This is a genomic window from Nocardioides jensenii JCM 1364 = NBRC 14755 (assembly GCF_001552535.1).
GTDB classification, from domain to species: Bacteria; Actinomycetota; Actinomycetes; order Propionibacteriales; family Nocardioidaceae; genus Nocardioides; species Nocardioides jensenii.
This window is the reverse complement of record NZ_BCRJ01000024.1, coordinates 1-25,255: the sequence shown is the minus strand read 5'-3', so window position 1 is coordinate 25,255 and position 25,255 is coordinate 1. Positions and strand designations below refer to the sequence as shown.

At 70.5% G+C, this 25,255-nt stretch carries 16 protein-coding genes and 1 pseudogene; 7 read left to right on the top strand and 10 right to left on the bottom strand.

Annotation, left to right across the window (positions count from 1 at the left end; all coding sequences use genetic code 11):
- Positions 1 to 11 precede the first annotated feature (11 nt).
- The 4 genes from NJ4_RS07195 to NJ4_RS07180 form a co-directional block, all read right to left on the bottom strand.
- Positions 12 to 1,532, bottom strand: a complete 1,521-nt coding sequence (locus NJ4_RS07195; protein ID WP_067432310.1) for a PASTA domain-containing protein — start codon at positions 1,530 to 1,532, stop codon at positions 12 to 14.
- Positions 1,532 to 2,005, bottom strand: a complete 474-nt coding sequence (locus NJ4_RS07190) for a SigE family RNA polymerase sigma factor (RefSeq protein ID WP_067432307.1) — start codon at positions 2,003 to 2,005, stop codon at positions 1,532 to 1,534. The genes NJ4_RS07195 and NJ4_RS07190 overlap by 1 nt, the downstream gene beginning before the upstream one ends.
- 137 nt (positions 2,006 to 2,142) lie before the next feature.
- Entirely contained in the window at positions 2,143 to 4,074 is a 1,932-nt protein-coding gene (locus NJ4_RS07185; RefSeq protein WP_067432304.1) for a CocE/NonD family hydrolase, read from the bottom strand.
- 154 nt (positions 4,075 to 4,228) lie between these two features.
- The gene (locus tag NJ4_RS07180; RefSeq protein WP_067432301.1) at positions 4,229 to 7,810 is read right to left on the bottom strand and encodes a (Fe-S)-binding protein; all 3,582 of its coding nucleotides are present in this window, start codon (positions 7,808 to 7,810) and stop codon (positions 4,229 to 4,231) included.
- A 499-nt stretch (positions 7,811 to 8,309) separates the two neighbouring features.
- On the opposite strand from NJ4_RS07180, the gene NJ4_RS07175 reads away from it, so the two are divergent.
- The gene (locus NJ4_RS07175; RefSeq protein ID WP_067432298.1) at positions 8,310 to 8,801 is read left to right on the top strand and encodes an SRPBCC family protein; all 492 of its coding nucleotides are present in this window, start codon (positions 8,310 to 8,312) and stop codon (positions 8,799 to 8,801) included.
- Here the strand turns inward: NJ4_RS07175 and NJ4_RS07170 are convergent, their stop codons facing one another.
- Positions 8,802 to 11,276: an amidohydrolase family protein gene (locus NJ4_RS07170; RefSeq protein WP_067432295.1), complete on the bottom strand. Its 2,475-nt coding sequence runs from the start codon at positions 11,274 to 11,276 to the stop codon at positions 8,802 to 8,804.
- Positions 11,277 to 11,329: 53 nt separating this feature from the next.
- The gene (locus NJ4_RS07165; RefSeq protein ID WP_067432292.1) at positions 11,330 to 12,082 is read right to left on the bottom strand and encodes an IclR family transcriptional regulator; all 753 of its coding nucleotides are present in this window, start codon (positions 12,080 to 12,082) and stop codon (positions 11,330 to 11,332) included.
- Positions 12,083 to 12,205: 123 nt separating this feature from the next.
- On the opposite strand from NJ4_RS07165, the gene NJ4_RS07160 reads away from it, so the two are divergent.
- Both NJ4_RS07160 and NJ4_RS07155 read left to right on the top strand, forming a co-directional pair.
- Positions 12,206 to 13,177: a helix-turn-helix domain-containing protein gene (locus NJ4_RS07160; RefSeq protein WP_067432289.1), complete on the top strand. Its 972-nt coding sequence runs from the start codon at positions 12,206 to 12,208 to the stop codon at positions 13,175 to 13,177.
- Positions 13,178 to 13,306: 129 nt separating this feature from the next.
- Positions 13,307 to 17,119, top strand: a complete 3,813-nt coding sequence (locus NJ4_RS07155) for a S8 family serine peptidase (protein ID WP_067432285.1) — start codon at positions 13,307 to 13,309, stop codon at positions 17,117 to 17,119.
- Here NJ4_RS07155 and NJ4_RS07150 read toward each other — a convergent pair.
- Entirely contained in the window at positions 17,112 to 18,308 is a 1,197-nt protein-coding gene (locus NJ4_RS07150; RefSeq protein WP_245644494.1) for an MFS transporter, read from the bottom strand. The two genes, NJ4_RS07155 and NJ4_RS07150, sit on opposite strands and share 8 nt — an antisense overlap.
- An 84-nt stretch (positions 18,309 to 18,392) precedes the next feature.
- Between NJ4_RS07150 and NJ4_RS07145 the strand changes: the two genes are divergently transcribed.
- The gene (locus NJ4_RS07145; protein ID WP_067432282.1) at positions 18,393 to 19,232 is read left to right on the top strand and encodes a PhzF family phenazine biosynthesis protein; all 840 of its coding nucleotides are present in this window, start codon (positions 18,393 to 18,395) and stop codon (positions 19,230 to 19,232) included.
- Between the two features lie 6 nt (positions 19,233 to 19,238).
- On the opposite strand, the gene NJ4_RS07140 is transcribed toward NJ4_RS07145, so the two are convergent.
- Both NJ4_RS07140 and NJ4_RS07135 read right to left on the bottom strand, forming a co-directional pair.
- Complete coding sequence (locus NJ4_RS07140) at positions 19,239 to 19,895, bottom strand: response regulator transcription factor (RefSeq protein ID WP_169799227.1); 657 nt, start codon at positions 19,893 to 19,895, stop codon at positions 19,239 to 19,241.
- Positions 19,877 to 21,178, bottom strand: coding sequence for a sensor histidine kinase (locus NJ4_RS07135; protein ID WP_067432279.1), 1,302 nt, complete (start codon positions 21,176 to 21,178; stop codon positions 19,877 to 19,879). The genes NJ4_RS07140 and NJ4_RS07135 overlap by 19 nt, the downstream gene beginning before the upstream one ends.
- Before the next feature lie 108 nt (positions 21,179 to 21,286).
- Between NJ4_RS07135 and NJ4_RS07130 the strand changes: the two genes are divergently transcribed.
- The 3 genes from NJ4_RS07130 to NJ4_RS07120 all read left to right on the top strand — a co-directional run bounded on the left by NJ4_RS07130 (position 21,287) and on the right by NJ4_RS07120 (position 24,986).
- On the top strand, positions 21,287 to 22,057 hold the full coding sequence (locus NJ4_RS07130; RefSeq protein ID WP_067432277.1) for an ABC transporter ATP-binding protein: 771 nt from the start codon (positions 21,287 to 21,289) through the stop codon (positions 22,055 to 22,057).
- Positions 22,054 to 23,970: an FtsX-like permease family protein gene (locus tag NJ4_RS07125; RefSeq protein ID WP_067432276.1), complete on the top strand. Its 1,917-nt coding sequence runs from the start codon at positions 22,054 to 22,056 to the stop codon at positions 23,968 to 23,970. The genes NJ4_RS07130 and NJ4_RS07125 overlap by 4 nt, the downstream gene beginning before the upstream one ends.
- Positions 23,971 to 24,077: 107 nt before the next feature.
- Positions 24,078 to 24,986 carry a sulfite exporter TauE/SafE family protein gene (locus NJ4_RS07120; protein WP_067432274.1) on the top strand — a complete coding sequence of 303 codons (909 nt, stop codon included), beginning with the start codon at positions 24,078 to 24,080 and terminating at the stop codon, positions 24,984 to 24,986.
- Between the two features lie 28 nt (positions 24,987 to 25,014).
- On the opposite strand, the pseudogene NJ4_RS07115 reads toward NJ4_RS07120, so the two are convergent.
- A pseudogene (locus NJ4_RS07115) lies at positions 25,015 to 25,255 on the bottom strand (hypothetical protein); the annotation flags it as partial.

Here is a 25,255-nt window from a genome sequence, read left to right as displayed (position 1 = left end):
TCACGGTGGCGTCAGGGCGCGCCAAGGACGACGTCGACGGCTCCGACCTGGCCGACGTCGTTGACCGAGAGGAGTACGACCCACTGTTCGCCGCAGCCGCCTGCTTCGCGAGGCGAGATCGCAACCGTGCGGCGTGGATCGTCCAGGCCGGGCGGCAGCTCGCCAAGCGTCTCCAGGCACGAGAGGTTCGGAATCGCCGCGTCGTACTGCAGTCCGCCCGCATGCTCTGAGATCAGGCGCACCGCAGACATCGGACAGGAGACGCCCGCGTACGCCGTGCAGAGGTCATAGGTCGCGGGGTCGTTCGCATCGACAGCACCGATCGTCTTCTGAAGCGTGTGGCCGAGATAGAGGTCGACGGGCGTGTCCACCGGAGGGGATGAGATTTCTCCACGTGCGAACTTGACGAACAGTTCGGCGACGTCCTCCATGTCGGGCGCTGCGCCGTAGTCGCACCCGGACGCCGGGGCCTTGGCCACGTCGAGCATGACTGCCGATCCCCGCACAGCTCTGCTGGTCTGGCGAGGGCGCTGGGCGATCACCCGGCCGGGCCGATCGGTGCAGGTCGCGACCTGGCGGGCCTCCGCCACGAGGTCTAGGCTGCGCAGCCGATCCTCGGCTTCGGCGTAGGTGTGGCCGACCAGGATGGGTACGCCGACGTGCTCCGGACCGCCGGCGCCGAACCCCTTCTTGTTGTGGATCACCACGCTGTCGATCAAGCCGTCCGTGCGATAGACATCGACGGACGGCGGACAGCCGAAGACGCCGTCGACAAGAAACTCGATGTCGAGCGTGCGGGCTTCCCGGAAACCCACGAAGGCGGGTCGCGTGACTCCGCACCGGTCGAGTTTGGGGATCCCGTTCGTCACGGCCAGGACGGGAGTGACCCATGTTCCGTTGATCTGCTGAACCTCGTGAGTGGCGTCAGCCAGCACCTTCAGGGGCAGGGGGTCACCCCACGCGTCCGGGTCGGAGGCCTCGTCGGATGTGAGCGTGTAGGGCTTCCCGCCATCGAGCACCACGGTCACGGTCTTGGCGAAGCGCGGTGCCGGACCTCGTCCGTTCGCGAAGTCGAGGAATTCCCAGTCGGACTTGTTGCTGATCGATTCGCACAACCAACCCGGCGCAGGGCCGAGTGACACGACGAGGGTGACGGCGGAGCGCGCGGGGAGGGGTGAGCCGGCGACAGGGCGAGTTTGCTCGGCGCGGCCTGCCTCCGTGCATGCGTGCCGTTCCTCGATCTTGACGTCGTAGCCCGCTGCACTGAGCAAGGCCCGAGCGGAGCCCTCCGAGTGGCTGAACACGGACGGCACGGTCCCGTCAGCATGTGGAGCAGTTGGATCCTGATTGTCGTCTCCGATGTCGAGCTGGCTGGCCACGATGCCGCCGCCGACGGCCAGTGCGGCCACGGCTGCTGCGGCGATGAGCGCCGTACGTCGACGCGGGGGAGGCGGAGCGGACAATGCCGACGAGACCTCGATCGTGTCCGCGGCCCGGCCCAGCAGCCTGCGGGCTTCGTGTTCGTCGAACATCAGATGCTCCTCACGATGTTTTCGTCCGCGGCCAGCGCCTTGAGCGCGCGGGAAGTCCGGCTCTTCACAGTGCCGGCGGGCAGGCCGAGCGCGTCGGCGACCGCGCGCTCGGAGAGGTCGGCGTAGAACCTGAGCACGAGCACCTCGCGATGCTGCGGACTCATTGCCGCCAGCGCCCGTCGTACGGCGAAGCCGTCGGCCAGATCGGTGTTCATGGCGGGCGGCTCCGGAAGGTGTTCGGTCGGCAGTTCGCCACCCCAGCGCCGGGCCCGGGCGTCGCGCAGGCAGTTGACCAGCATGCGGTGGACGTAGGCGTCGGGCTGGTCCGCCTTCGACACGCGCCGCCAGTGCCGGAAGGCCTTGGTCAACGTGGTCTGGACGAGGTCTTCCGCGTCAGGTGACGGGCAGCCGAGGAGCACCGCGCAGCGCACCAACGCTGGCCGGCGCGCGGCGACGTACTCGGCGAAGTCCACGTGGGCTCCTCTCCCCGTTCACACCGTATGACCGGGGAGGTGTGGCGATCGGTTCCCAACGACGCGTTGAGCGCACGAAATCGGTCGAGATTCGCGACGAAGTCGACACGGATCGTGCGCTCAGTGGACGTGCTCGGTCATCGCGGGGTCGCCGGCTTGATCGTGGGCAGGGTGAGCTCGGAGGGGTAGGTCGCTGAGGAGTGGACCTTGATCATCGTCAGGTGGCCGAGCAGGTCGGGCAGGGTCGGCAGCAAGTGCGGGATGTCGAAGGCCTGGACGGCGAGACGCAAACGGTGGCCCTTCTGGATCTGCGCAGCGGTCGGGAAGACCTCGACGTCGACCGGCTCGACCGCACCGCCGAGCAACTTCTTCTTCGACGCCTTGGTGAACGGGTGGAAGGGCTGGATCAGCTTGCCGTCGAGATGGCGCGACTTCGCCGTGTCGAGCTCGCGGAACGAGATCACCTGCCAGCCCCCGGTCAGACGCGAGACGGTGCCGTCGGGGGCGACGTCCTCGACCGCGACCGACAGCATGCCGTCGCCGCTCAGGCTCGAGACGTAGAGCCGCGCATTGATCGGTCCCTGGATCGAGACCGGTGTCGTCACCGGCTCGGTCTCGAAGACCACGCCCGCCTTGTCGTTGAGCGCGTTGTTCGTCAGACACGGGTTGGCCAGGCCGGTCATGTTCGGCAGGCCCGCGGTCCACTGGTTCATCGAGCGGGTGCACAGTCCGGCCACCGGGATCGGGAGTACGTCGGCGGTGCCGGCGGTCGGCGTACCCGTGGTCAGGCCACCGTTCTTCACCCCGGTCGTGGCCGACCCGGACAGGCGGTAGGAGGTGGCCCGAAGCTGCGGTCCGATCCACTTCTGACTGGTGCGCCAGTCGCCGGTGCCCTGCTCGTAGTAGGTCAGCGGGGCGATGTCGGAGTCGAGCGTCGGGTCGGGCAGGCCCTTCACGTAGTGGTCGAACCAGCGCAGCTGCAGCTCGCCGAGCTCGCCGTGGCCGGCCTGGTCGATGTCCTCACCCGAGCTGCCCTGCAGGTGGTCCCACGGGCCGATGATCATCTTGGTCGGCACGCCCCGGGACTGCAGGTTCTCGAAGAGCAGCGGGGTGCCGCGCTGGAACAGGTCGTACTCACCGGAGACGAAGAACGTCGGCACGTTGACCTTGTCGACCACGTTGATCGCGCTGCGCTCCTTGTAGAACTGCCCGTCGTACGACGGCTCGTTGCCGAGCACCGCGTTGAGCAGGAGGGGAGTGGTGAACGTGAGTGCGCCGGAGAGGTGCGAGAGCTGCGCCCCGATTCCCGAGGCCGGGTCGTCGGCGGTGACCGCCGGCGGCAGCACACCGAGCCCGGTGACGATGCCGATCCACAGCGGGATGAAGCCGACGTCGATCTGTCCGCCGGAGGCCACGACGTCGCGGTAGACGTCGGCGCCCGGGACCTGTGGGAACAGTGCCTTGAGCCCGGGCGGCTGAGCGGAGCCGGCCCAGATCTGGCTGATCCCCATGTACGACGGCCCGGTCATCGCGGTGTTCCCGTTGGACCATTCCTGCTCGTGGGCCCAGGTCATGATCTCGCCGGCGTCCTTGTTCTCCCGGGCGGCGAACGCCTGCCAGGTGCCCTCGGAGCTGCCGGTGCCCCGCGCGTCGACGGTCAGCTGGGCGTAGCCACGCTTGACCAGGTACGACTGATCGCCACCGGCCAACCCGCCGGCGTACGCCTGCAGCGACTTGTTGTACGCCGTGATGGTGACCACCACGGGCAGCTTGGTCTCGATCGCCGTGCCGTCGGGCCCGGCGGGGACCGTGAGGTCGCCGCGCAGCGTGACGCCGTCCGACATCGGGATGGCGAGATCCGTGATCGTGACGGTGTCGGAGTAGTCCTCAGCGCGCGGGGTCCAGGTGTCGCCGGCTGCCGTTGCCCGGACCAGGTCGACGCCGACTGCCGTCGGTGACGGGGCCGCGGAGGCGCCGGTCGCCTGGGCGGGGGCCAGCCCCGTGGCGGCGACCAGCGCGAGGCCGGCCAGGCCGGCGAGAACGGACGTGGCGGTTCGACGGATTCGCATGGAGCACCTCTCGGGCGTGACAACCCCTCCCGGGTTGCACCTGATTCGCCCAACGAGCCGGGTGTGGAAAGGTCACAGCGCCTGAAATGAACTGCTGCACCGGATCCCAGCCACAGGTGACTGGGATCCGGTGCAGCAGTTGTCGAGACCGGGCTCAGAGGTCGAAGAGTGAGCCCGCCTCGTTGATGTCGGCCTGCTTCGGGGTGTGAGCCTCGGCCTGGGGCTTCGCGGGTGCCTGGGTCGGCACCTGGTCGGCCTCCTCCTCGCCAGCGACTTCCTCGACCGGCTCGTTCTCTGACTCCACCACGGGTGCGGGGACCTCGGCGTCCTCGGCGTCGGGGATCGTCTCCGGGTCGGATTCCGGGGAGGCCTCCGTCGCTGCCTGGGAGAGCTCGGCGCCCGAGAGCGGTGCCTCAGCCTCTGCCGGGGCCGATTCGGCTGCCGGCTCGCTCGCTGACTCCTCAGCCACGGCCTCCGTCGTCGGCGCCTCGTCGGAAACCGGCGCCTCGTTGGAAACCGGTGCCTCGGGAGCAGGAGCGTCGGCTGTCGATGCGGCCGGTGCTGCTGCCGACTTCTCGACCGTCGTCGCCTCAGGGGCGGCGATGTCGAACAGCGACCCGACGCTGGAGATGTCGACGTCCGTGGCCGGGGCCGACGCCGCGCCGGCCGCTGCAGCCGGCGTCTCAGCAACGGCGGGCTGGGCCTTCGGCTCCTCGGCCGGAGCGTCGTCGGCGTCGAGGATCGTCTCCGGGTCGGACTCCGGGGTTGGTGCGGTGACGCCTGCTGCCTCGTCGGAGTCGGCCTCGTCGGAGTCGGCGGGGGCAGCGGCCTTCGCAACCGGTGCCGCCTCGGGTGCCGGGATGTCGAAGAGCGATCCGCTGGAGAGGTCGACGTCCGTGTTCGGCGTCGGCGCGGTGCTCGGGGACGCGGGAGCGGCGGACTCCGTGGTGGTCGGCTCCGAGGTGGCCCCGGTCGTCTCCGGCGCCTCGGTCCTGGCTGCCGGGGCAGCCGGCTCCGTGGCCGGGATGTCGAAGAGCGATCCGCCAGATCCCAGGTCGGGAGTCTCCGGCGGGGCTGCCGGAGCGGCCTCGGCCTCCTTTGCCGTTTCCGCCTTGGGCGCGGGTGCGGTTGCGGGCTTGTCGGCGGGCGCGTCGGGCGCGACGTCGAAGAGGGACCCACTGGAGCCCAGGTCGGTGGTGCCGGCCTCGGGCTCCGCCGTGGCCGCCGGCGCAGCCGCGGGCTTCTCGGCCGGGGCTTCGGGCGCGACGTCGAAGAGTGAGCCGCCCGAACCCAGGTCGTCCGACTTCGCTTCGGCCGCGGGCTTCTCGGCAGGTGCGGAGTCGGCCGGGGTGTCGAACAGCGACCCGCCCGAAGCTGCGGGCTTCTCGGCAGGCGCGGAGTCGGCCGGGGTGTCGAACAGTGACGAGCCACCGGAGGCCTTGGCGGCGGGGCCGACGTCCTCGGTCCTGGACACCGTGGACTCGGTCTGCGTGACGTCGCCGGCCTGCGGTTCGGCCTTGGTCGCCGCGGCCTTCTTGGCCTCGGGCTTGCGGACACGGGTGGCGACCTCGCCCTTGACCGAGGCGAGCAGCATCTGCGCGACGTCCAGCACCTCGACCTCTTCGCGGGCACCGCCGTTGGCCTGCTCGGCGGTGAGGCCGTCGGAGAGCATCACACGACAGAACGGGCAGCCGACGGCGATCTGGTCGGCGCCGGTGGCGACGGCCTCCTTGGTGCGGTTGACGTTGATCCGCTCGCCGATGGTCTCCTCCATCCACATGCGGGCACCACCGGCGCCACAGCAGAAGGACTTCTCGGAGTTGCGCGGCATCTCCTTGACCTCGGCGCCGGGCAGCACCTGCAGCAGCTCGCGCGGCGGCTCGTAGACGCCGTTGTGGCGGCCGATGTAGCACGGGTCGTGGTAGGTGATCGAGCGCTTCGCGGCGCCGGCACCTTCGGTGACCGGGGTCAGCTTGCCCTCGCGCACCAGGCGGTTGAGCAGCTGGGTGTGGTGCACGACCTCGAGCTCGATGCCGAAGTCCTTGTACTCGTTCTTGAGCGTGTTGAAGCAGTGGGCACAGGTCGAGACGACCTTCTTGACCTTGAACTCCTTGAACGTCTCGACGTTCTGCTGGGCCAGGCCCTGGAAGACGAACTCGTTGCCGGCGCGACGGGCCGGGTCGCCGGTGCAGGTCTCGCCGTTGCCGAGCACGCCGAAGGTCACGCCGGCCATGTCGAGCAGCTCGGCCACGGCTCGGGTGGTCTTCTTCGCGCGGTCCTCGTAGGCACCGGCGCAGCCGACCCAGAACAACCAGTCGACGGACTCGAGGTCGTCAAGATCCTTGCCGACCTCCTTGACCTCGAACGGCAGGTCCTTGGCCCAGTCCATGCGCGCCGTGGCGGACATGTTCCAGGGGTTGCCCTTGTTCTCCAGGCCCTTGAACAGGCCGTTGAGCTCGGCCGGGAAGTTCGACTCGACCAGCACCTGGTAGCGGCGCATGTCGATGATGTGGTCGACGTGCTCGATGTCGACCGGGCACTGCTGCACGCAGGCGCCACACGACGTGCACGACCAGAGCACGTCCTCGTCGATGACGAAGTCGGCACCCTCGGGGTTGTAGAACCAGTCGGTGACGTCGCCGCCCTCGCCGGGCTCGGCCTTGCCGATCAGGGACTTCTGCTCGGCCGCCTCGGCGCCTTCGGCGTCGTGCTCACCGATCGTGCCGGCGGTCGCGTAGGCGTGCTCGCGCAGACCCATCATCAGGAGCTTCGGGGAGAGCGGCTTCTCGGTGTTCCACGCGGGGCACTGCGACTGGCAACGGCCGCACTCGGTGCAGGTGGTGAAGTCGAGGATGCCCTTCCATGAGAAGTCGGTGATGCTGCCGACGCCCAACGTGGAGTCCTCGTCGAGGTCGTCGATGTCGTCGAGGGTGATCGCCTTGCCGTCGGAGGTCAGCGGCTTGAGGGCGCCCAGCGCCGTGCCGCCGGAGGACTCGCGCTTGAACCAGATGTTGAACCAGGCGGTGAACCGGTGCCAGGCGACCCCCATCGTCAGGTTCGAGGAGATCACGATCAGCCAGGCCATCGCGGAGACGATCTTGACCATCGCGATGAAGAAGATGATGTTCTCGAGCGAGGACTTCGAGTCCGGGTAGAGGTGGCTGAACAGCTGGCTGATCGGGAAGTGCGAGGCCTCGGCGTGATCGACGAACTTGTATTCCGCGCCGCGGATGAAAAGGATCGCGATGCTCTCGAGGAACACCATCGCCTCGACGAAGTAGGCCTGCCACATGGTGGAGCCGAAGAACCGGCTCTCGCGGCCCAGACGCTTGGGGTGCTTGATCTGGCGGTAGATCGAGAGCGGGATGATCGCGATGGCGCCCAGCAGACCGAGGATCTCGCAGACCCATTCGTAGAGCACCCAGTGGCCGATGATCGGCCAGGCGAAGTCAGCCTTGAACAGCTGGAAGAACGCCTGGAGTACGGCGGTCGAGAGCACGAGGAAGGCCGCGTAGGCGAACCAGTGGAGGATGCCGACCCAGGTCCACTGCAGCATGCGCGTGTGGAGGAAGGTCTCCTTCAGCATGGTCACGGTGCGCGCCGCCGGGCGGTCGGTACGTCCGAGAGCCGGCTGGCCGATCCGGATCGTGCCGAGCATGGCCCGGACTGCTCGGGTGGTCAGCACCACGGCGACAACCGTGACCGCCAACGACACCACAATGGCGAAGATCTGCATGAAAGAACTGCTCCTCGTCGTCAAACCCCTGGTGGCCCAGGCGGATCGCTCTGCACCTGCTCTCGGGCACCCTATTCCCGCAGCTGCCGCCACGTCAGGGGTCCCGCGGTGTGAGAGTGATCCTACTTGTTGGTAACCACCGGGTCCGACCCTCCGCTGCCCGGTGCTTGGTGGCCCTTGGCCCGCACCACCTTGTCGCGACCCGGGACGGCGGTGGGCAGGACCTCGTGACGATGCTCAGCAGGCCCTGGGTGGACAGGCGCCGGGCGCAGGCGAAGATCTCCTCGCGGCGCTCGCCAGCACCCATGCGGCGCCAGCGGTGACGCGGGCCGGCGTGGCCGACAAGCTGATCATCTCGCGTGGGCAGGTGCACTCCTATGTGACGATGTATCGCCTCGTGCCGGAGGCTCGGCGGGCCCTGCGCAGGGCGGCCACCCCTCCGCTCGTGCATCGATGAAGAAGTCCCTTTCTCGTCCTCCAGCTCCCAAAGGATCGCCACATGACCCACTGGTACCCACTCGAGCCGGCCGACGACGACTTCCTCCGCACCGCTCCGGCGGTCACCACCAAGGTGATCGAGGTCGGCGTACCCGTCGAGACGCTGTGGGAGGCGCTGGCCGCCGACGACGCGGTCGTCTCCTGGGGACCCGGTGTCACCAAGGTGCAGTGGCTGGGTGGCCGGCCCTTCGGGGTCGGCACGATCCGCGAGGTCACCGTCGGCGGTGCCGTCACCGTGCGCGAGAAGTTCTACCGCTGGGACGAGAACCAGCGGATGACGTTCGCGGTCGCCGAGTCCACCAAGCCCGGGATCCGTCGCTTCGCCGAGGACTACGTCGTCGAGGCCACGCCCACCGGGTCGCGGCTGACGTGGACCGTCGCCGTCGAGGTGGCCAAACTGGCCGGCCCGAGCGCCGTGATCGTCAAGCCTGGTTTGTCATTGGCGGTCGGCTCGATGATCAGTGCCCTCGAGAAGAAGCTCGAAGGCCGCTGATCAGCGGACCGAGCTGACTCGCCCGGCCCGGGTGAAGGTGATCGTCATGCGCACCTTCGCCCGGGTGCTGGTCCTTGCGCAGATGCCGTAGGTCGTGCCCAGCCGGGTGAACGGCTGGCCCACCGCCCGCAGCACCGCGGTCGTGGTCATGCCCGGGCGCACCAGCCGCTTCACTGCGGCCGGCGTACGACGCAGGGCAGGGTTGCGGCACGAGTCCGGCCTGATCCCCTGCGCGCGCTCCCACGTCTGCAGGTAGGCCTCCGGGCCGCGGGTGAGATCCTCGACGATCGCCTTTCCCTGCGAGGCGCCGCCAAGGTGGCGGAGGTCTTCGATCCAGTCGGGATAGAGGCCGTAGTGTGCGACCCCGTCGACGTTGATGTCATAGACCCGCTGGCCGCTGTGCTGTTGCCCGACCTGGACACCGCCCAGCCCGGTGAAGGGGTAGGTGACCTTGGTGGGTGCGTCGGCGCCGCGGGGCTCGCCCTGCTCGGCGAGCCCGTTGATGTCGGCGCCGTAGCCGAACCCGAAGTAGAACCGCTTGTCGGCCCAGCCCAGGTGTCGCTGCCACTTCTTCAGGAAGCCGGTGGAGTCGCCAGCCATCGGGGCCACGAACCCGCCCAACCTGTAGATGCGCGGGTAGGCGTCGGGCGTCGACCACGAGTGGCTCGAGACCACACCGGAGTAGTGCGCCTTCTCCAGCTGGGTCAGGGTGGCCTGGCGACCCTTGACGCTCATGTGGTCGGGGTCGACCAGCATCTTCTTGGCCATCAGCTGCTGCACGGCATAGCTGCCGAGGTCGGTGAGCCCGCGCTGGTTGCAGTGCAGAGGGGTGCCATAGAGCGGCAGTGCCGGCAGGCCGATCCCGGCGATCTGGGCCACGGCGCCGAAGAGGGCGTCCTGTTGGCCGCCGCTGATGTCGGGCAGCGCGAACTGGGTCTTGTCGGCCGACTCGCCGTCGGCCGGCTCGCAGTGCTTCATGTTCCAGAACGAACCGGTCTCGAGGAAGTTGGCCAGGTTGACCACGGCGCCGACCGCGCCCTCGTCGCCGGCCACCCCGGAGAGGGCGTTGTCGAACTTGTTGACCAGCTCCATCTGGCGCACGCCGATGTCGTAGAGGTCGTCGAGCTGTCTCTTGATGGATCCCTTGTCGCACTGCGGGATGTCAAGCTTCATCGTGCAGCCGAACGGGATGCTCACCTCGATGCCCATCACCACGGCCAGCTTGCCCTGGTTGATCACCGTGCGGGCCTGCTGCGGGCTGGTGACGATGCGGTACCAGCCCTTGCCGGGTCCGCCGTACTGCGCGTCGATGTAGCGCTCCATCGCGCGCATGTCCCGGGCCTGGAGCTTGGCCGACTCCATGTCGTTGCAGGAGTTCTTCTTCATCGGATAGATCTGGCAGAGCTTGCCGTTCTCGACCAGCAGGTTGACGAAGATGCGCTGGCCGCCGCGCCAGGCCCGCTCCATCCACTTGTAGTAGGTGCCCTCGTGGGTCAGCGACTTCGGTGCCGGCCAGTCCTTGAACGTCGGCCAACCGATCGGGTCGTGGGAGGTCTTGCCGGACAGGACCGCCTCGAGCAGGGCGCCCTTGCCGTTGGTCAGCGTGTGGTCCGGGCAGTCGACCAGGGCGGAGGGAGCGCCGTACTTGTCCCACGGCTTGCCGCAGTGGATCTTGCCGCCGAGGAACTCGAAGGCCATGCCGTGCACGTGCGCGTCGATGTAGCCGCGCACCTCCTGGAACGAGGTGACCCCGGCGTGCGGGGCGCCCGTGACGTTCACCTCGACCTCCGGGTACGCCGGGCAGCCGGTCGTGGTGCGCAGCCCGAAGGCCTGCGGAGTCGCCGACGTGGTGGTTCCGTTGCCGGCCAGGTAGCGGCCGTCGGCGAGCTGGAAGGTGAACCCGGCCGAGGTCTTGCGGGTGACCCACTCCGCGTCGACCGACGGTTTGGGCGCCGCGGTCACCGCGCCGTTGCCCGACGCGGTGAGGAACGCCCGGGTCTTCGTGTAGAGCAGGTTCGCGCCCAGGTCGGTGGCCTGGAACCGGATCGGTGCACCCGCCAGCGCATAGCAGCCGCCCGCGACGGCGTACCGGTTCTCGGGCACGGTCAGGCGCGGGCTGCGCAGGGTGGCCCTGGTCAGCGTCGGGTCGACGCTGGTGCGGCTCCGCGCGACGTACGCCGCGTTCCTGCGTGCCTGGTCGGCGGTGGTCGGATCCGACGTTCCGGCACGGACAGAGGCTGCGGTGCCGTTGGAAAGCTCGTCGGCCTGGCTGAGGTCGTTCTTGCGGGCGGGATCGTGCGTGTGCCAGTGACCGTCGGCGGCCCGCACCGGCCGCGCTGCGTCATAGGCGTCGGTCACGCTCACGGTGTTGCTGAGCTCGTACGACGGCACGGTGACCACGGCGGCGACGAGGCCGGTGGCCAGCGCCGAGGCGATCAGGAGGCGCAACTGCGAGCGGTCGACCGTCAGCTTCATGCAGTGCACAACGAAGCTGTGTGCCCCAGGTCACTCCTGAACGAGAACGGGTTCTATTGCCGTCGGCCCGAGACACGTTGGGAGAGCTCGGCCGCCGTACGTCGTATTTCAGCCTCGAGGTTGGCCACCGCCTCGTCGGACTCGTGGGTGATCGCGACGCCGGCGACGGGGTAGCCGTTGTGGTCGAGCACCGCAGCGGCGACGCTGGCGAAGCCCGGCGTGACCTCGCCGTCCTCGGTGGCGAACCCGCGCTGGCGAGTCTCCTGGAGCACGGCCTTGAGCTGGCGCGGCCCCGCCGGACCCTTGCCGTGCCGGTCGACGAACGCGGCGCGATCGGGATAGGCGGCCCGCACCTGCTGGGCAGGAAGTGCGGCCAGGATGGCTCGGCCGCTGGCGGTCAGGTGCGCGGGCAGGCGCACGCCGACGTCGGAGACCAGCGGCGGCCGTCCCGGGGCACGCTCCTCGACGACGTAGAGCACGTCGCGTCCGTGCAGCACCGCCAGGTGGGCGCTGTGGCCGGTGCGGTCGACGAGCTGGGCCAACGGGCGGCGGGCCAGCCTCTGCAAGGGCGCCTGCCGCGTGTAGCCGCTGCCGACCTCGAACGCCGCGACGCCCAGTCCGTACCGCCGCTCGTCGGCGAGGTGGGTGACGAAGCCTTCGTCGACCATCGCGTTGATCAGGTGGTACGCCGTGCTGCGGGGGAGGTCGACCTCGGTCATGATCCGGTCGAGCGGCACGGGGCCGGGTTGGTCGGCGAGAAAGCGCAGCACCCGCAAGGTGCGGGTGGCGGCGGGCACCTGGCTCATGGCGGCTCCTTCCTCGGCGACGGACGCGGCCCTGCCGGCGGAAATTCCCTCGACTCCCGGGTGGGCCCCGGCACTAGTGTGGAGCATCCAGCCGCCCACCCGGCCACGTGCGAGGCAGGAAGCATGCTCGAAGCTCTCGGGATCAGCCCGGACGAGACCGCCGTCTATCGTGCGGTCGTGCGGCTCGGCGAGGCCCGGCTGATCGACGTCAGCTCCACCGTCGGCAACGACGCCAACGACGTCGGCGCCGCCATCGGGCGGCTCGAGGCCCTCGGTCTGGTCAGTCGCAACCCGGACGACGTGGTGGTCGCGGTGCGACCCGACCTCGCCATCGACGCACTGGTGGCCGAGCGTGAGAGCGAGCTGCAGCGCGCCGTGGCCGCCGCGCGGGCGATCGCCGAGGAGTTCCGCGCCGAGCAACGGGAGGAGCCCAGCTACGGAGTGGCCGACATCGTGCGCGGCCGCTCCGCCCTGCAGGCGCGCTATCGCCAGCTGCAGCTGGGCGCACGCGAGGAGGTGCTGACCTTCGACCGCCCGCCCTACGTGTCGACGCTCGGGGTCAACGAGGACGAGATCGAGCACCTCACCCGCGGTGCCCGCAGCCGCGGCATCTACGACACCGCTGCCTTCGACGTGCCCGGCCAGCTCGACTGGCTGGCCGCCGCAGCCGACGCGGGCGAGGAGGCCCGGGTGTTGGGCGGGCTGCCCCTGAAGATGTCGATCGCGGACCGCCGGGTGGCGCTGATCCCCCTGACCATGGACGCCGAGTCGGTCGGGTCGACCGGGTTGCTGATCGGTCCTTCCGCGCTGCTGGACGCCCTGGTGATGCTGTTCGAGGCGCTCTGGGAGCGTGCCGTGCCACTCGAGTCGATGCTCGAGGACGCCCGCGACGACGCCCGCCCCACCGAGGTGGCCGACGTCGACGTGCAGCTGCTCACCCTGCTGACCGCCGGGTTGGGCGACGACGCGATCGCGCGACAGCTGCAGGTCAGCGCGCGCACCGTGCGTCGGCGGGTGGCCGCCCTGATGGACCTGCTCGACGCACGCTCCCGCTTCCAGGCCGGGGTCCAGGCGCGGGCTCGCGGACTGATCTGACCTCTGGTCCGGCGGCCGCGGCTGGCCGATTGGGGCGATGTCCGTTCTGGCCACCGCGCCGGCCCCCACAGAGGTGCCCCGGCCCCTAGGGTCCTCGACATCGCACGTCACGATCCGAGGAGCTCATTCATGCGGGGACCGCAGTTCTGGCGCAGCACCATCCTGGCCCTGGTCGTCGGTCCGGTCGCCGTCCTGGGCCTGGCCCCGGGCGGCTCCCAGGCCGTGGGCGCGCCGCCTCCGTCCCCGGACAACAAGGCCAACCGCACCCCCTCCTCGGCGACGGTCACCCTGGTCACCGGGGACGTCGTACGCCTCGACACCGCAGGGGACGGCACCCAGCGCGGGACCGTCGTACGCCGGGTCGACCCGCGCGCCGGCTATCACACGTTCACCTCGGAGGGTGACGTCCACGTCGAGCCCGGGTCGGCCTCGGCACTGCTCGCGGCGGGCCGCCTGGATCCCGAGCTGTTCAACGTCAGCTCGCTCGTGCGCCAGCAGTACGACGACGCGCACCGGGCCACGCTGCCGGTCATCGTCGAGTACACGGCGGCCGCGGCGCGCCGAACGCCACTGCGTCACGAGCCCGCACCGCGGGGCGCCACCAGGGACCGGGTGCTCGAGAGTATCGACGCGCTGGCCGTCTCGACCGCCAAGGCCGATGCCGAGAGGTTCTGGGCCGACGTGGCCGGCACCGGACGTGCCCCAGCACGGTTGAGCACCGGCCTGGCCAAGGTGTCCCTCGACTTCCGGGTGGCGGCCACACTCGACCGCAGCACGAAGCAGATCGGGGCGCCGGAGGCCTGGGAGGCCGGGCTCGATGGAGACGGCGTCACCGTCGCCGTGCTCGACTCCGGCATCGACGCGACGCACCCAGACTTCGCCGGACGCATCGGCGCGACCCGCGACTTCTCCGACAGCGGCTCGGTGGTCGACCACGCGGGCCACGGCACCCATGTCGCCTCCATCGTCGGCGGATCGGGCGCCGCATCGGACGGTGCCTACCGCGGCGTCGCGCCGGCCGCCGACCTGATGATCGGCAAGGTGCTCAACGACTCGGGAGCCGGCGCCGCGTCGTGGGTCATCGACGGCATGGAGTGGGCCTCGGCCAACGACGCCGACGTGGTGAACCTGAGCCTGGGCGGCCCGGTCACCAAGGGTGACGACCCCATGAGCCAGGCCCTCGACCAGCTCAGCCGGCAGAACGGCACGGTGTTCGTGGTCGCCGCCGGCAACGGCAGCATCGGCCAGCCCGGCACGATGGACGTGACCACCCCTGGTTCGGCGGCCAGTGCCCTGACCGTCGGCGCGGTGTCGCGGACCGACGCGAAGTGGTCGGGCTCGCGCAACGGGCTGATCGGTGACGGCGGGCTCAAACCCGACGTGATGGCACCGGGGATGGGCATCGTCGCCGCCCGCGCCGCCGGCACCGGGTCGGGCGACTCGGCGTACACCTCGATGACCGGCAGCTCCATGGCCTCGCCGCACGTCGCCGGCTCCGTCGCCCTGCTGCTGCAACAGCACCCCGACTGGACGCCCGTGCAGGTGAAGGCGGCGCTCGCCTCGACTGCGCGGCCGACCACCTCGGGCGATGCATTCGACCGGGGCGCCGGGGTCGTCGACGTCGGCCGGGCGACCCGGCAGGGTGTGTACGTCGACACCGGGGTGCAGTTCATGGGCTACTTCGCCCGGCCCTTCGTCGACGGCGAGCTGACCTCCGACAAGCAGCTCACCTACACCAACACCACCGACCAGCCGGTCACCCTCGACCTCACCACCACGCTGGTCGAGGACCACGGCGATCCGGTCTCCGGCGACGTCCTCTCCGTCTCGCCGTCGTCCGTGACGGTGCCGGCCGGTGGGCAGGCACACGCCACCGTGCACGTGGACGTCTCCGAGGTCGAGGCCGCGGAGTTCTCCGGGCTCGTCTCCGCCTCCGACGGATCCGGGCTCGAGCTGCGGACCACGGTCGGCTTCCTCAAGCAGGACGACACCGTCGACGTGACGTTCCGGGCGCTCAACACCCGCGGTGAGCCAGCGATCGCACGGCTGCGCGCCACGCCGTACCTGGACCACGACGGCCGCTACTACCCGGAGAACATCTACCTCACCGGCGAGCAGACCGAGTGGACGCTGCGGCTCCCGGAGGGTGACTACAACCTCTTCGGACTGGTCACCACGATGGACCCCAGTGGCCGCTTCGTCGAGGAGCAGAGCATCGTCCAGGACCCCCAGGTGTCGGTGACGGCGCCCAACTCCACGGTCACGCTCGATGCCCGCAACGCGCGACCCGTCCAGCTGCACACGCCGCGCACCTCGACACCGCGCGAGCTCACCATGAAGCTCCACCGCGGCGAGCCCGGAACCAATCTGTCGACCTCCGACGAGTGGTACTGGGACTACACCGACGGCGAGCCCTCGCAGGTCTCCGTCGCCCCGACCGAACGCGTCGACGACGCCCCCTTCGAGCTGCTCTCGCAGTGGGAGAGCGGCGTCCCGCTGTTGACCTCGGAGGTGGTCGGCCGCGGTCACCACGAGGTGGGCGCGGTCCAGGAGGGCGGTCCCGCGATCGAGGGAAGGCAGACCCTGCCCGTCATCGACGCCGGGCACGCCACCGCCGCCGACCTGAGCGGCCTCCGGCTGCAGGGATCCGTGGCCCTGGTGCAGGAGTCCTCGACCATGACCTGGGCCGAGCAGGTGAAGGCCGCCGCGGACGCCGGCGCACCGATGGTGATGCTCTACTCGGCGGAGGAGGGGGTGTTCTATCCGTGGGTCGGGGGACCGGTGCCGGTGCTCGCCGTCGACCGCGCCGAGGGCCTGCGCCTGCGCGGGCTGGCGACGGGGAACGCTCCGACGAAGCTGAGGCTGACCGGTACGCCGCGGACGCCGTACGCCTACGGTCTGACGTTCGTCGAGCAGCAGCAGATTCCACGCGTCATCGACTACCGGGTGCGCGAGCGAGACCTGGCCACGGTCTCGTCGCGGTTCCACACGACCGGAACCGGCGAGCACGGGTGGCGCCTGCGCTACGGGTCCTGGACCCCGTGTGCGTGCAGCACGCCGACGGCCGCCGACTACGTGCCCGAGCTGGGCTACACCCGCACCGAGTACCTCACCGCCGACCCGGACATGACGACGTACGGTGCCTGGCAGTTCCTCTACAACATGCCCGGTGACCTGCTCTTCGCCCGGCACCGGCGGGTGCTGCGGCCGGGGCAGGAGGTCACCGAGAACTGGCTGGGTGCCCCCCTCTCGCCGGGGGTCGCCAACAACACGGCCACGCCGTACAACTGGAGGATGCTCAACGAGCGCACCGCCGGCGGGCAGCTGCGCTTCGACCTCGCCGGACTGACCGACTCCGACGGCCACTGGATGAAAGGGCTGGCCGGCAGCCGGGAGACGTTGCGCCTCTATCGTGGTGACGAGCTGCTCCTCGATCGTTCGGGCACGCTGGCCGGGGGAGTGGCGGTCCCGGACGCGCGGGCCGGCTACCGGCTCGAGGCGGACACCGAGCACGACGGCTCGGTGCTCGGACTCTCCACGCGCACCCACACCGTCTGGACCTTCGCCTCGACGGGCACCGGTGCCCAGCAGACGCTGCCGCTGATCGACGTCGACTACTCGGGGCTGACCCGTGGTGGGTCGACTCCCGCGCTCGACCTGGCCAACACGGCTCGTCACGGCGACGATGTCTCGTTGCGCCTCAATGCCACGCACCAGCTGGGATCGAGCGCCGGCGCCGTCGACAGCATGCGGGTGTGGGTGTCCTACGACGACGGCGAGTCCTGGGCGACGACCCGCGTGGTCGAACGCGGCGGGGGTCAGTTCGTGGCGAGCTATCGGCACCCACGCAAGGGGGAGTTCGTGTCCTTGCGGGTGGCCGCGAGCGACGTGCACGGCACCACCTTCGACCAGACCCTGGTGCGTGCCTACCGACTCAAGTGAGGGCGGCCTCGTCGCGCACCGGGACCAGGCCGATGGCCAGCAGTGGGAACAGTGCGGCCGCGGCGAAGGCGGCGGAGTAGCCCCACTCGGTGATCGCGAGACCCGCGATCGGGGGTACGGCGGACGCGGCCAGGAACTGTGCGGTGTTCTGGATGCCGAGGGCCCGGCCCGACCAGAACGGGCCGGCCCGCTCGGCGACCGCGGTGAACGCGAGGCCGTTGTCGGCGACGGTGATCGCGGTGGCCACCACCATCAGGCCGACCGCCACCGGCCAGTCCGCGCCGGAGGTCATGCCGAGCAGCAGCATGCTCACCGCGGCGCCGATCGCGACCCACTGCAGCGGGCGCATCCGGCTGCCCACCACGTCCGAGAGATGACCCACGGCGATCCGCCCGAAGGCTCCGGCGATCTGGGCGGTGGCGACGAGGGTGCCCGCTGCCGCCGGTGACCAGTCGCGGTCCTTGACCAGCCAGACCAGGGCGAAGGTCCAGACCAGGAACTGCGGCACCACGAGCAGCACCGAGACTCCGTGGATGCGCGAGAGGTAGCCGTCGGTCGCATAGGGGTTGGGGGCGTCGCCCGCCCTGCGCTCCGGTCGGGGTGGGTCGATGACGACGGCCGCGACCACGAGCAGGGCGAGGCCACACGCGACCGTGGGCACGAGGAGTGCCGTGGCGACCCCGTGCCGGTCGGCGATGACGGCGATGCTGATCGCCGCGATGCCGACCCCGACGGGCTGGGCCATCTGCCGGATGCCCATCGCCAGCCCGCGGCGTTCGGCCGGGAACCAGCCGACCACGACCCGGCCACTGGCCGAGCTGGTCGAGGCGGCGGCCGCTCCGGCGAGCAGCAGGGTGAGCGCGAGCAGTGCGGTGCTGTCGACCAGGACGGCGCCGACGCCGGCGACGGTGGTCCCGGCCAGACCGGCGAGCAGCACGAAGCGTTCCCCCGACCGGTCCACGACCAGCCCCCACAGCACCAGGGTCAGCATCACGCCGACGGTCGGCGCCGCGGCGACGAGTCCCGCGGTGGCCAGGCTCAGGTCGCGCTGGTCGTGCAGCACCGGGATCAGGAACGCGGGCCCGTGGATCATCACCGCACCGGCCGCCTGGGCGACGGTGCTGGCCGCGAGCATCGCCCAGCGGCGCAGGTCCGAGATCTCGGCGGTTCGCTGGGGTGTGGAGGTCACGGCCCGAGTCAACGCCCTGCGCCGCGTGGACGCTGCCCGGTCTCGTCAGGTGACCCGTGAGATGCGTCGCCCTAGGTTGGAGGCATGACGAGCTACGACTTCTCCCAGGTGGACGTGTTCGCAACGGCTCCGCTGACCGGCAACCCGGTGGCCGTGGTGCACGACGCGATCGGACTGACCGACGAGCAGATGGCGGCGTTCGCGCGGTGGACGAACCTGTCGGAGACCACGTTCCTGCTGCCGCCGACGGACCCGCGCGCCGACTACCGGCTGCGCATCTTCACGCCGTCCGCCGAGCTGCCCTTCGCCGGGCATCCCACGTTGGGCTCCGCCCATGCCTGGTTGGAGAACGGCGGTACGCCGGCCTCGCGCGACGGAGTCGTGCAGGAGTGCGGCATCGGTCTGGTCGAGCTGCGTCGCGACGGTTCCGCGCTGGCGTTCCGGGCACCGGGGTTCCTGCGTTCGGGCACGGTCGACGACGCGACCCTGGCCAGGGCGGTCGCCGCGCTCGGGGTGCCACCGGAGAAGGTGCGTGCCGCCAACTGGATCGACAACGGTCCCGGCTGGTTGGGATTGCTGCTCGACAGTGCCGAGGACGTGCTCGCGTTGGCTCCCGACCACGCGGCGATCGGCGACCTCGACCTCGGCGTCATCGGACCGCATGCCCCCGGCGGGCCGGCCGACTTCGAGGTGCGCGCGTTCTGTCCCGAGCTGGCTGTGCCCGAGGACCCGGTCACCGGCTCGTTGAACGCCGGCTTCGCGGTCTGGTTGATCGGTGCCGGGGTGGCGCGGTCGTCGTACACGGTCAGGCAGGGCACGGCGTTGGGCCGTGCGGGCGACGTACGCATCACCACCGACGCCGCCGGGGACCAGTGGGTCGGCGGCGCCTCGACCACCGTGGTCCGGGGCACCGTCGCGCTCTGAGGGCGCTCAGCCCCGTAGGTAGGTCAGCACCGCGGAGACGCGTCGATCGGTGCCCTGCTCCAGGTCGAGCTTGGCGAAGATGTTGCCGACGTGCTTGCGGATCGCGGCCTCGCTCACCACCAGGCGAGCCGCGATGGTGCCGTTGGTGAGCCCCTCGGCCATCAGCGCCAGCACCTCGCGTTCGCGCGCCGTGAGGCCGGCCAGCGGGCCGTCGTCGCGTCGCCGGCCGAGAAGCTGCCGGACCACCTCCGGGTCCACGGCCATCCCGCCGTCCGCCACCCGGTCGATGCTGTCGAGGAACTCGCGCACGTGGCCGACCCGGTCCTTGAGGAGGTAGCCGGTGCCGCCGGGGCCCGGAGCCTCGAGGAGCGAGGTGAGATAGGCGTCGGCGACGTACTGCGAGAGCACCAGAATGCCGACCTGGGGGTGCTCCTCGCGGATGCGTGCGGCCGCGCGCAACCCCTCGTCCGAGAGCCCGGGCGGCATCCTGACGTCGGTGATGACGACGTCCGGCGGGTCGTTGTGCACCCAGGTGACCAGCGCGTCCGCGTTGTCGACGGCCGCCACCACCTCGTGGCCGCCGCGCTCGACGATGCCGACCAGGCCCTCACGCAGCAGGGCGAGATCCTCGGCGATCACGACCTTCAAGGATCGATCCGGCACGGACACTCCATCCTGATCCGGGTGGGTCCCCCGGCGGGGCTGTCGACCTGCAGCCTTCCACCCAGCGCATCCAGGCGCGTGACCAGCCCGGCCAGCCCGGTGCCGGCGCCGACCCGGGCGCCACCGATTCCGTTGTCGATCACGGTCAGGACCAGGTCGTCCTCCTCGACCCATCCGGTGATCCGACAGGTGGTGGCCCCGGCATGCCGGGCGACGTTGGTGACGGTCTCGCTGGCCACGAAGTAGGCCGCCGCCTCGACCGGCGCCGGCAGTCTCTCGGGGAGGGTGATGTCGACCGCGACCGGGATCGGCATCCGGTCGGCCACCTCCCGCACCGCCGCCTCGATGCCGTGGTCGACCAGCACCCGGGGATGGATGCCGCGGACCGCCTCGCGCAGGTCGGCCAACGCGGCCTCGGCCTCGCCGTGCGCCTGGCGGACCAGGTCCAGGCCGGCTCCCTCGGGCACGTCGAGCTCCGCACGGCCCAACGTCATGGTCAGGGCGACCAGGCGCTGCTGGACGCCGTCGTGCAGGTGCCGCTCGATCCGCTTCCGTTCGGTCTCGAAGGCGTCGACCAGGTCCAGCCGGGAGCGGCGCAGCTCGGTGATCCGTTGCTCCAGCTGCTCCTGGTCGGCGCCGAGCAGGATCCGCGCCAGGGCGACCTGTGCGGCGGCGAGCGCCGTGGCGACGTACGCGAAGAACACGTAGGAGACGACCAGCCCGACCAGGCCGATCGGCAGCGCCTCCAGCGGGGAGTCGGCCGCCCACCCGAGCACGACGAACTCGTCGTAGTGGGCGATCAGGGGGGCCAACGCCATCAGCGCGAGGAAGAGCACGGCGTTGAACGCGACCACCAGGTCGATCCACCAGAGCAGGGTGGCCAGCAGTACGCCGTACCCCAGCTCGCGCCGTGGCAGCGGCTCGGCCCGACGCTGGCGGAACCAGGACCGCCATCCCGGTTCCGTCGTCGCCGGGTGGGGGCTCCTGAGGGACGGCTGCCCGGGGGTCATGACGGCCAATCGCCTGCGTTCGAGCGCACCGAGAGCCACGAACAGCACAGGGATCGAGGCGAGCAGGAACAGTCCGACCACGACCAGACTGGTCACGATGCCGATCACCACGAGCGTGAAGAAGCCGACGAACGTCACGAGCCCGATCACGGACGCGCCGGCGAGGTAGGCCCACGCCCGGAACGGCCACGAGGAGAGCAGGAACCTGGCCGGGTTCCCGGCGAGTGCGGCCCAGGCGGTCGGCGCGACGCCGGCTGTCCTTGGTCGACTCATGGACACGAGCCTAGGTGCCCGGGGCACCGGTGTCGGTAGCGCTGGCGCTACCCCGGGTCTCGCGCACAGGCCATCGATCGTGGGCACGAGCGACGGTTCTCTGGAGACATGAAACTTCGCAGCCGGGACGACCAGGACATCAGCGCAAGAACCATCGACCACCCCGTGATCCTCGACGGCATCACCCGCACCTACTCGTCGAAGGCCGGCAAGGTCCACGCACTCCGGGGGGTGACGCACACGTTCGCGCCCAGCTCGTTCACCGCGGTGATGGGTCCCTCGGGCTCCGGCAAGTCGACGCTGCTGCAGTGCGCCGCCGGACTCGACCGCCCCACGTCGGGACGGGTCCGGGTCGGTGGGGTGGACCTGGCCGGGCTGTCCGAGGTGGGTCTCACCCGGCTCCGCAGGGACACGATGGGCTTCGTCTTCCAGTCCTACAACCTGCTGCCCGCCCTGACCGCCCACGACAACGTCGCGCTGCCGCTGCGACTGGCCGGCGCCGCACCCGGTCGGTCGACGGTGCGGCAGGTGCTGGCCCGCGTCGGCCTGGCCGAGCTCCACCATCGCCGCCCCTCCGAGCTCTCCGGTGGCCAGCAGCAGCGGGTCTCGATCGCCCGGGCGCTGGTCTCACGGCCCCATGTGGTGTTCGCCGACGAGCCCACCGGCGCCCTCGACCGGAGCACCGGTCGACAGGTTCTCGAGCTGCTCCGCTCGACCGTCGACACCGAAGGACTCACGGTCGTGATGGTCACCCACGATCCGGTGGCCGCGTCGTACGCCGACTCCGTCCTGTTCCTCGAGGACGGGCAGGTCGTCGGCAACCTGGTCGGTGCGGACGGCGCGCAGATCGCGGCCCACATGAGCGAGCTCGAGCGATGATGCTGCGCCTGAGCCAGCGGAACGTACGCCGCAACTGGACGCTCTTCGCCGGCTCCTTCGTGGCGCTGGGACTGGGTGTGGCGCTGTTGGCGTTGAGCGTGATCCTGATCTGGTCGGTCCAGGCCTACACCGCCACGGTGGACCCCTCCGAGACCGATCTCCTGCTCGCGCTCGACGACCTGATGGCGATGCTCGGCGTGGTCTCGGGCTTCTCCGGGTTCATGGCGATATTCATCGTGGCCAGCACGTTCAGCTTCGCGGTCAACGCCCGGCAGCGCGAGATCGGGCTGCTGCGTCTGGTCGGCGCGACCCCTAAGCAGGTCCGGCGCATGGTGCTGGGGGAGTCCCTCGTGGTCGGCGTCCTCGCCTCCGTGGCCGGGTGTGCTCTGGGTTGGCTGCTCTCGCCCGCCGTGCTCTGGGGGCTGCACCGTCGCGGCCTGGCGCCGGACGCGGTCCCGTTGGCCGCCCCCTGGTGGCCGATGGTGATCGCCTCGGGCATCGGGATCTCCGTCGCGTTCCTCGGAGCCCGGGTGGCGGCCAGGCGAGCGGCCAAGGTCGCGCCGGTGCAGGCCCTGCGAGAAGCGGATGCCGAGCGGGGCCGGATCGGGGTGTGGCGAGCGCTGGTCGGCGTGGCGTGTCTCGCCGGTGCGGTGACGATGCTGGTGGGGGTCCGGGCCGGGAACCCGGAGCTCGCCATGGTGCTGGCGCTCTTCGTGCCGGAGATGATCGTGATCGGACTGGTCTGCCTCGGCCCGTTGCTCATCCCGCAGCTCGTGCGGCTGCTGACACTCGGATTGCGGGGCAACGTGCTGGTCGCGCTGGCCCGGGACAACCTGGTGGCGATGCCGCGGCGTACGACGTCGCTCGCGTCGCCGATCCTGGCGATCTCGGCGATCGCGGGCAGCCTCATCCTGTCGCTCTCTTTCGCCGCCGACTGGGACAACGGCGTGACCAGGCAGCAGCTCGAGGCGCCGGTGGTGGTCAGCGGCGCCTCACCGGCCGACGGCGACACGATCCGGCAGCGTGGGAACGTCGCCGTCGCCGACAACGGGTTGCTGGTGCAGGTGGCGATCGGTCGGGACGGCGAGTGGGACGACGAGACCTTCGAGGGAGTCGACCCCACGCTGGCCGCGGACGCGCGAGGAACCCGAGCGCGCAAGGGTCAGCTCGACGGGCTGACGGGCAGGAGCATGGCGATCGCGCGATCAGTGGCGTGGGACTACGGGATCCGGCTCGGGGACACGGTGCCGGTCCGCTTCGAGGACGGGACCCGGATGCGGCTGACGGTGGTGGCAGAGGTCGAGGACGCCAACAACCTGCAGGCCACCTTCCTGCTCCCGCACACGCTGGCCGCGCGCCACGGCGGCGAGCCGTCCGACACGTGGTTCGTGGTGCCGTCGCCCGGCAACCGGGCCGGGACGTTGGTCGACGAGCTCTCGGAGGACCTGACGGACGGCGTGGCGATGCCGGCCGACCAGTGGGTGGCCGATCGCGACCGGGACACCCGTGACGACAACACCCTGAGCCTGTTTCTGGTGCTCGGGCCGAGCTCGTTGTATGCGGCCATCGCGATTGCCAACACCCTCCTGATGGGCAGCATGCAACGGCGACACGAGTTCGTCGCCACGCGGCTGGTCGGTGCCACCGAGCACCAGGTACGACGGCTGGTGGTCATCGAGGCCGGGCTGGTCGCCGCCGTCGCGTTGGTGCTCGGGGCCGTCACGACGGTGATGGTCGGCTCGCTGCTGAGGATGCCGATGACCGAGGGGTTGGACGACGTACCCCTCACGATTCCTTGGCTCAGCCTGGCCTCGATTGTCGTGGCCTGCCTGGTGATCCCGATGGTTGCGGCCGTGGCGCCGGCGCGCGCCGTGCTGAAGGAGGCGTCGCCGGCCCGGGCGGCAACCGGCTGACGGTGATCGGAGCCACCGACTTGACGTACACCAAGGCGATAATCTTTACTTGTTCACTATATAAACAAAACCTATCGCCTTGATCTACTACTGAAGGGACCCGACCCGTGCGGAAACTCCTCGTCCTCGGCTTCGTCGGCCTCCTCGCCCAGCTCATCGACGGCTCGCTCGGCATGGCCTACGGCGTGACCTCCTCGACCCTGCTGCTGGCCGCCGGCGTCGCGCCGGCCGCAGCTTCTGCCGCGGTCCACTTCTCCGAGATCGGCACCTCGCTGGTCTCCGGCTTCTCGCACGCCAAGTTCGGCAACGTCGACTGGCGCACGGTCGGCATCCTGGCCGTGCCCGGGTTCGTCGGCGCCTTCGCCGGGGCGACCTTCCTGGTCAGCATCGACGGCGACGCGGCCAAGCCGATCGTCGGCGTGATCCTGCTGCTGCTCGGTGCCTACGTGATCTGGCGATTCCTGGCGCTCGGCGGGCGTCGTCCGCAGTTCAAGGAGCGGCCCTCGGTCGGGTTCCTCGCGCCGATGGGGCTCTTCGGCGGTGCGCTCGACGCGATCGGTGGTGGTGGCTGGGGCCCCGTCGGCACGACCTCGCTGCTGTCGTCGGGCCGGCTCGAGCCGCGCAAGGTGATCGGCTCCATCGACACCTCGGAGTTCGTCGTCGCCGTCGGTGGCTCGCTCGGCTTCATCCTCGCGCTCGGCTCGTCGGGCATCGAGTGGGGCTATGCGGCTGCGCTGCTCGCCGGTGGTGTCGTCGCCGCGCCGGTCGCTGCCTGGCTCGTGCGGATCCTGCCCGCACGCGTGCTCGGTGTCGCGGCCGGTGGCCTGATCGTGGTCACCAACGCCCGCACCATCTTGGAGTCGACCGGTCTCGGGGCCGGCACCGTCTGGGCGATCGTGGCCGGTCTGGCCGCGGCCTGGATCTCCGGCATCGTCTGGGCGGTCAAGCAGGAGCGCCTGGCTCGTGACCTGGCGGCCGAGGCGGACGCCGACGTGCACGAGCCCGCCACCGTCTGAGGCAGCGGGCTCGCGGGTCAGGCCACCGTCAGGGGCGCAGGCCGGGGCCTCCCCCGCCCAGCAGGCTGCCGTCGCTGTTGCGCAGGCTGCCGTCGGGGTAGGTCAGCGTGCCGTCGGCGTTGAGCAGGGTGCCCTCGGGGTGCACGGCCTCGCCCGTGGGCTGACCCGCAGCGGGGGGTGCTGCCGCGTGCTGGCCGGTCTCGGCCTGGGTCATCGGGCCCGGCTGGGCCGTCGGTCCCGGCTGGGCCGTCGCGCCCGGCTGGGCCGTC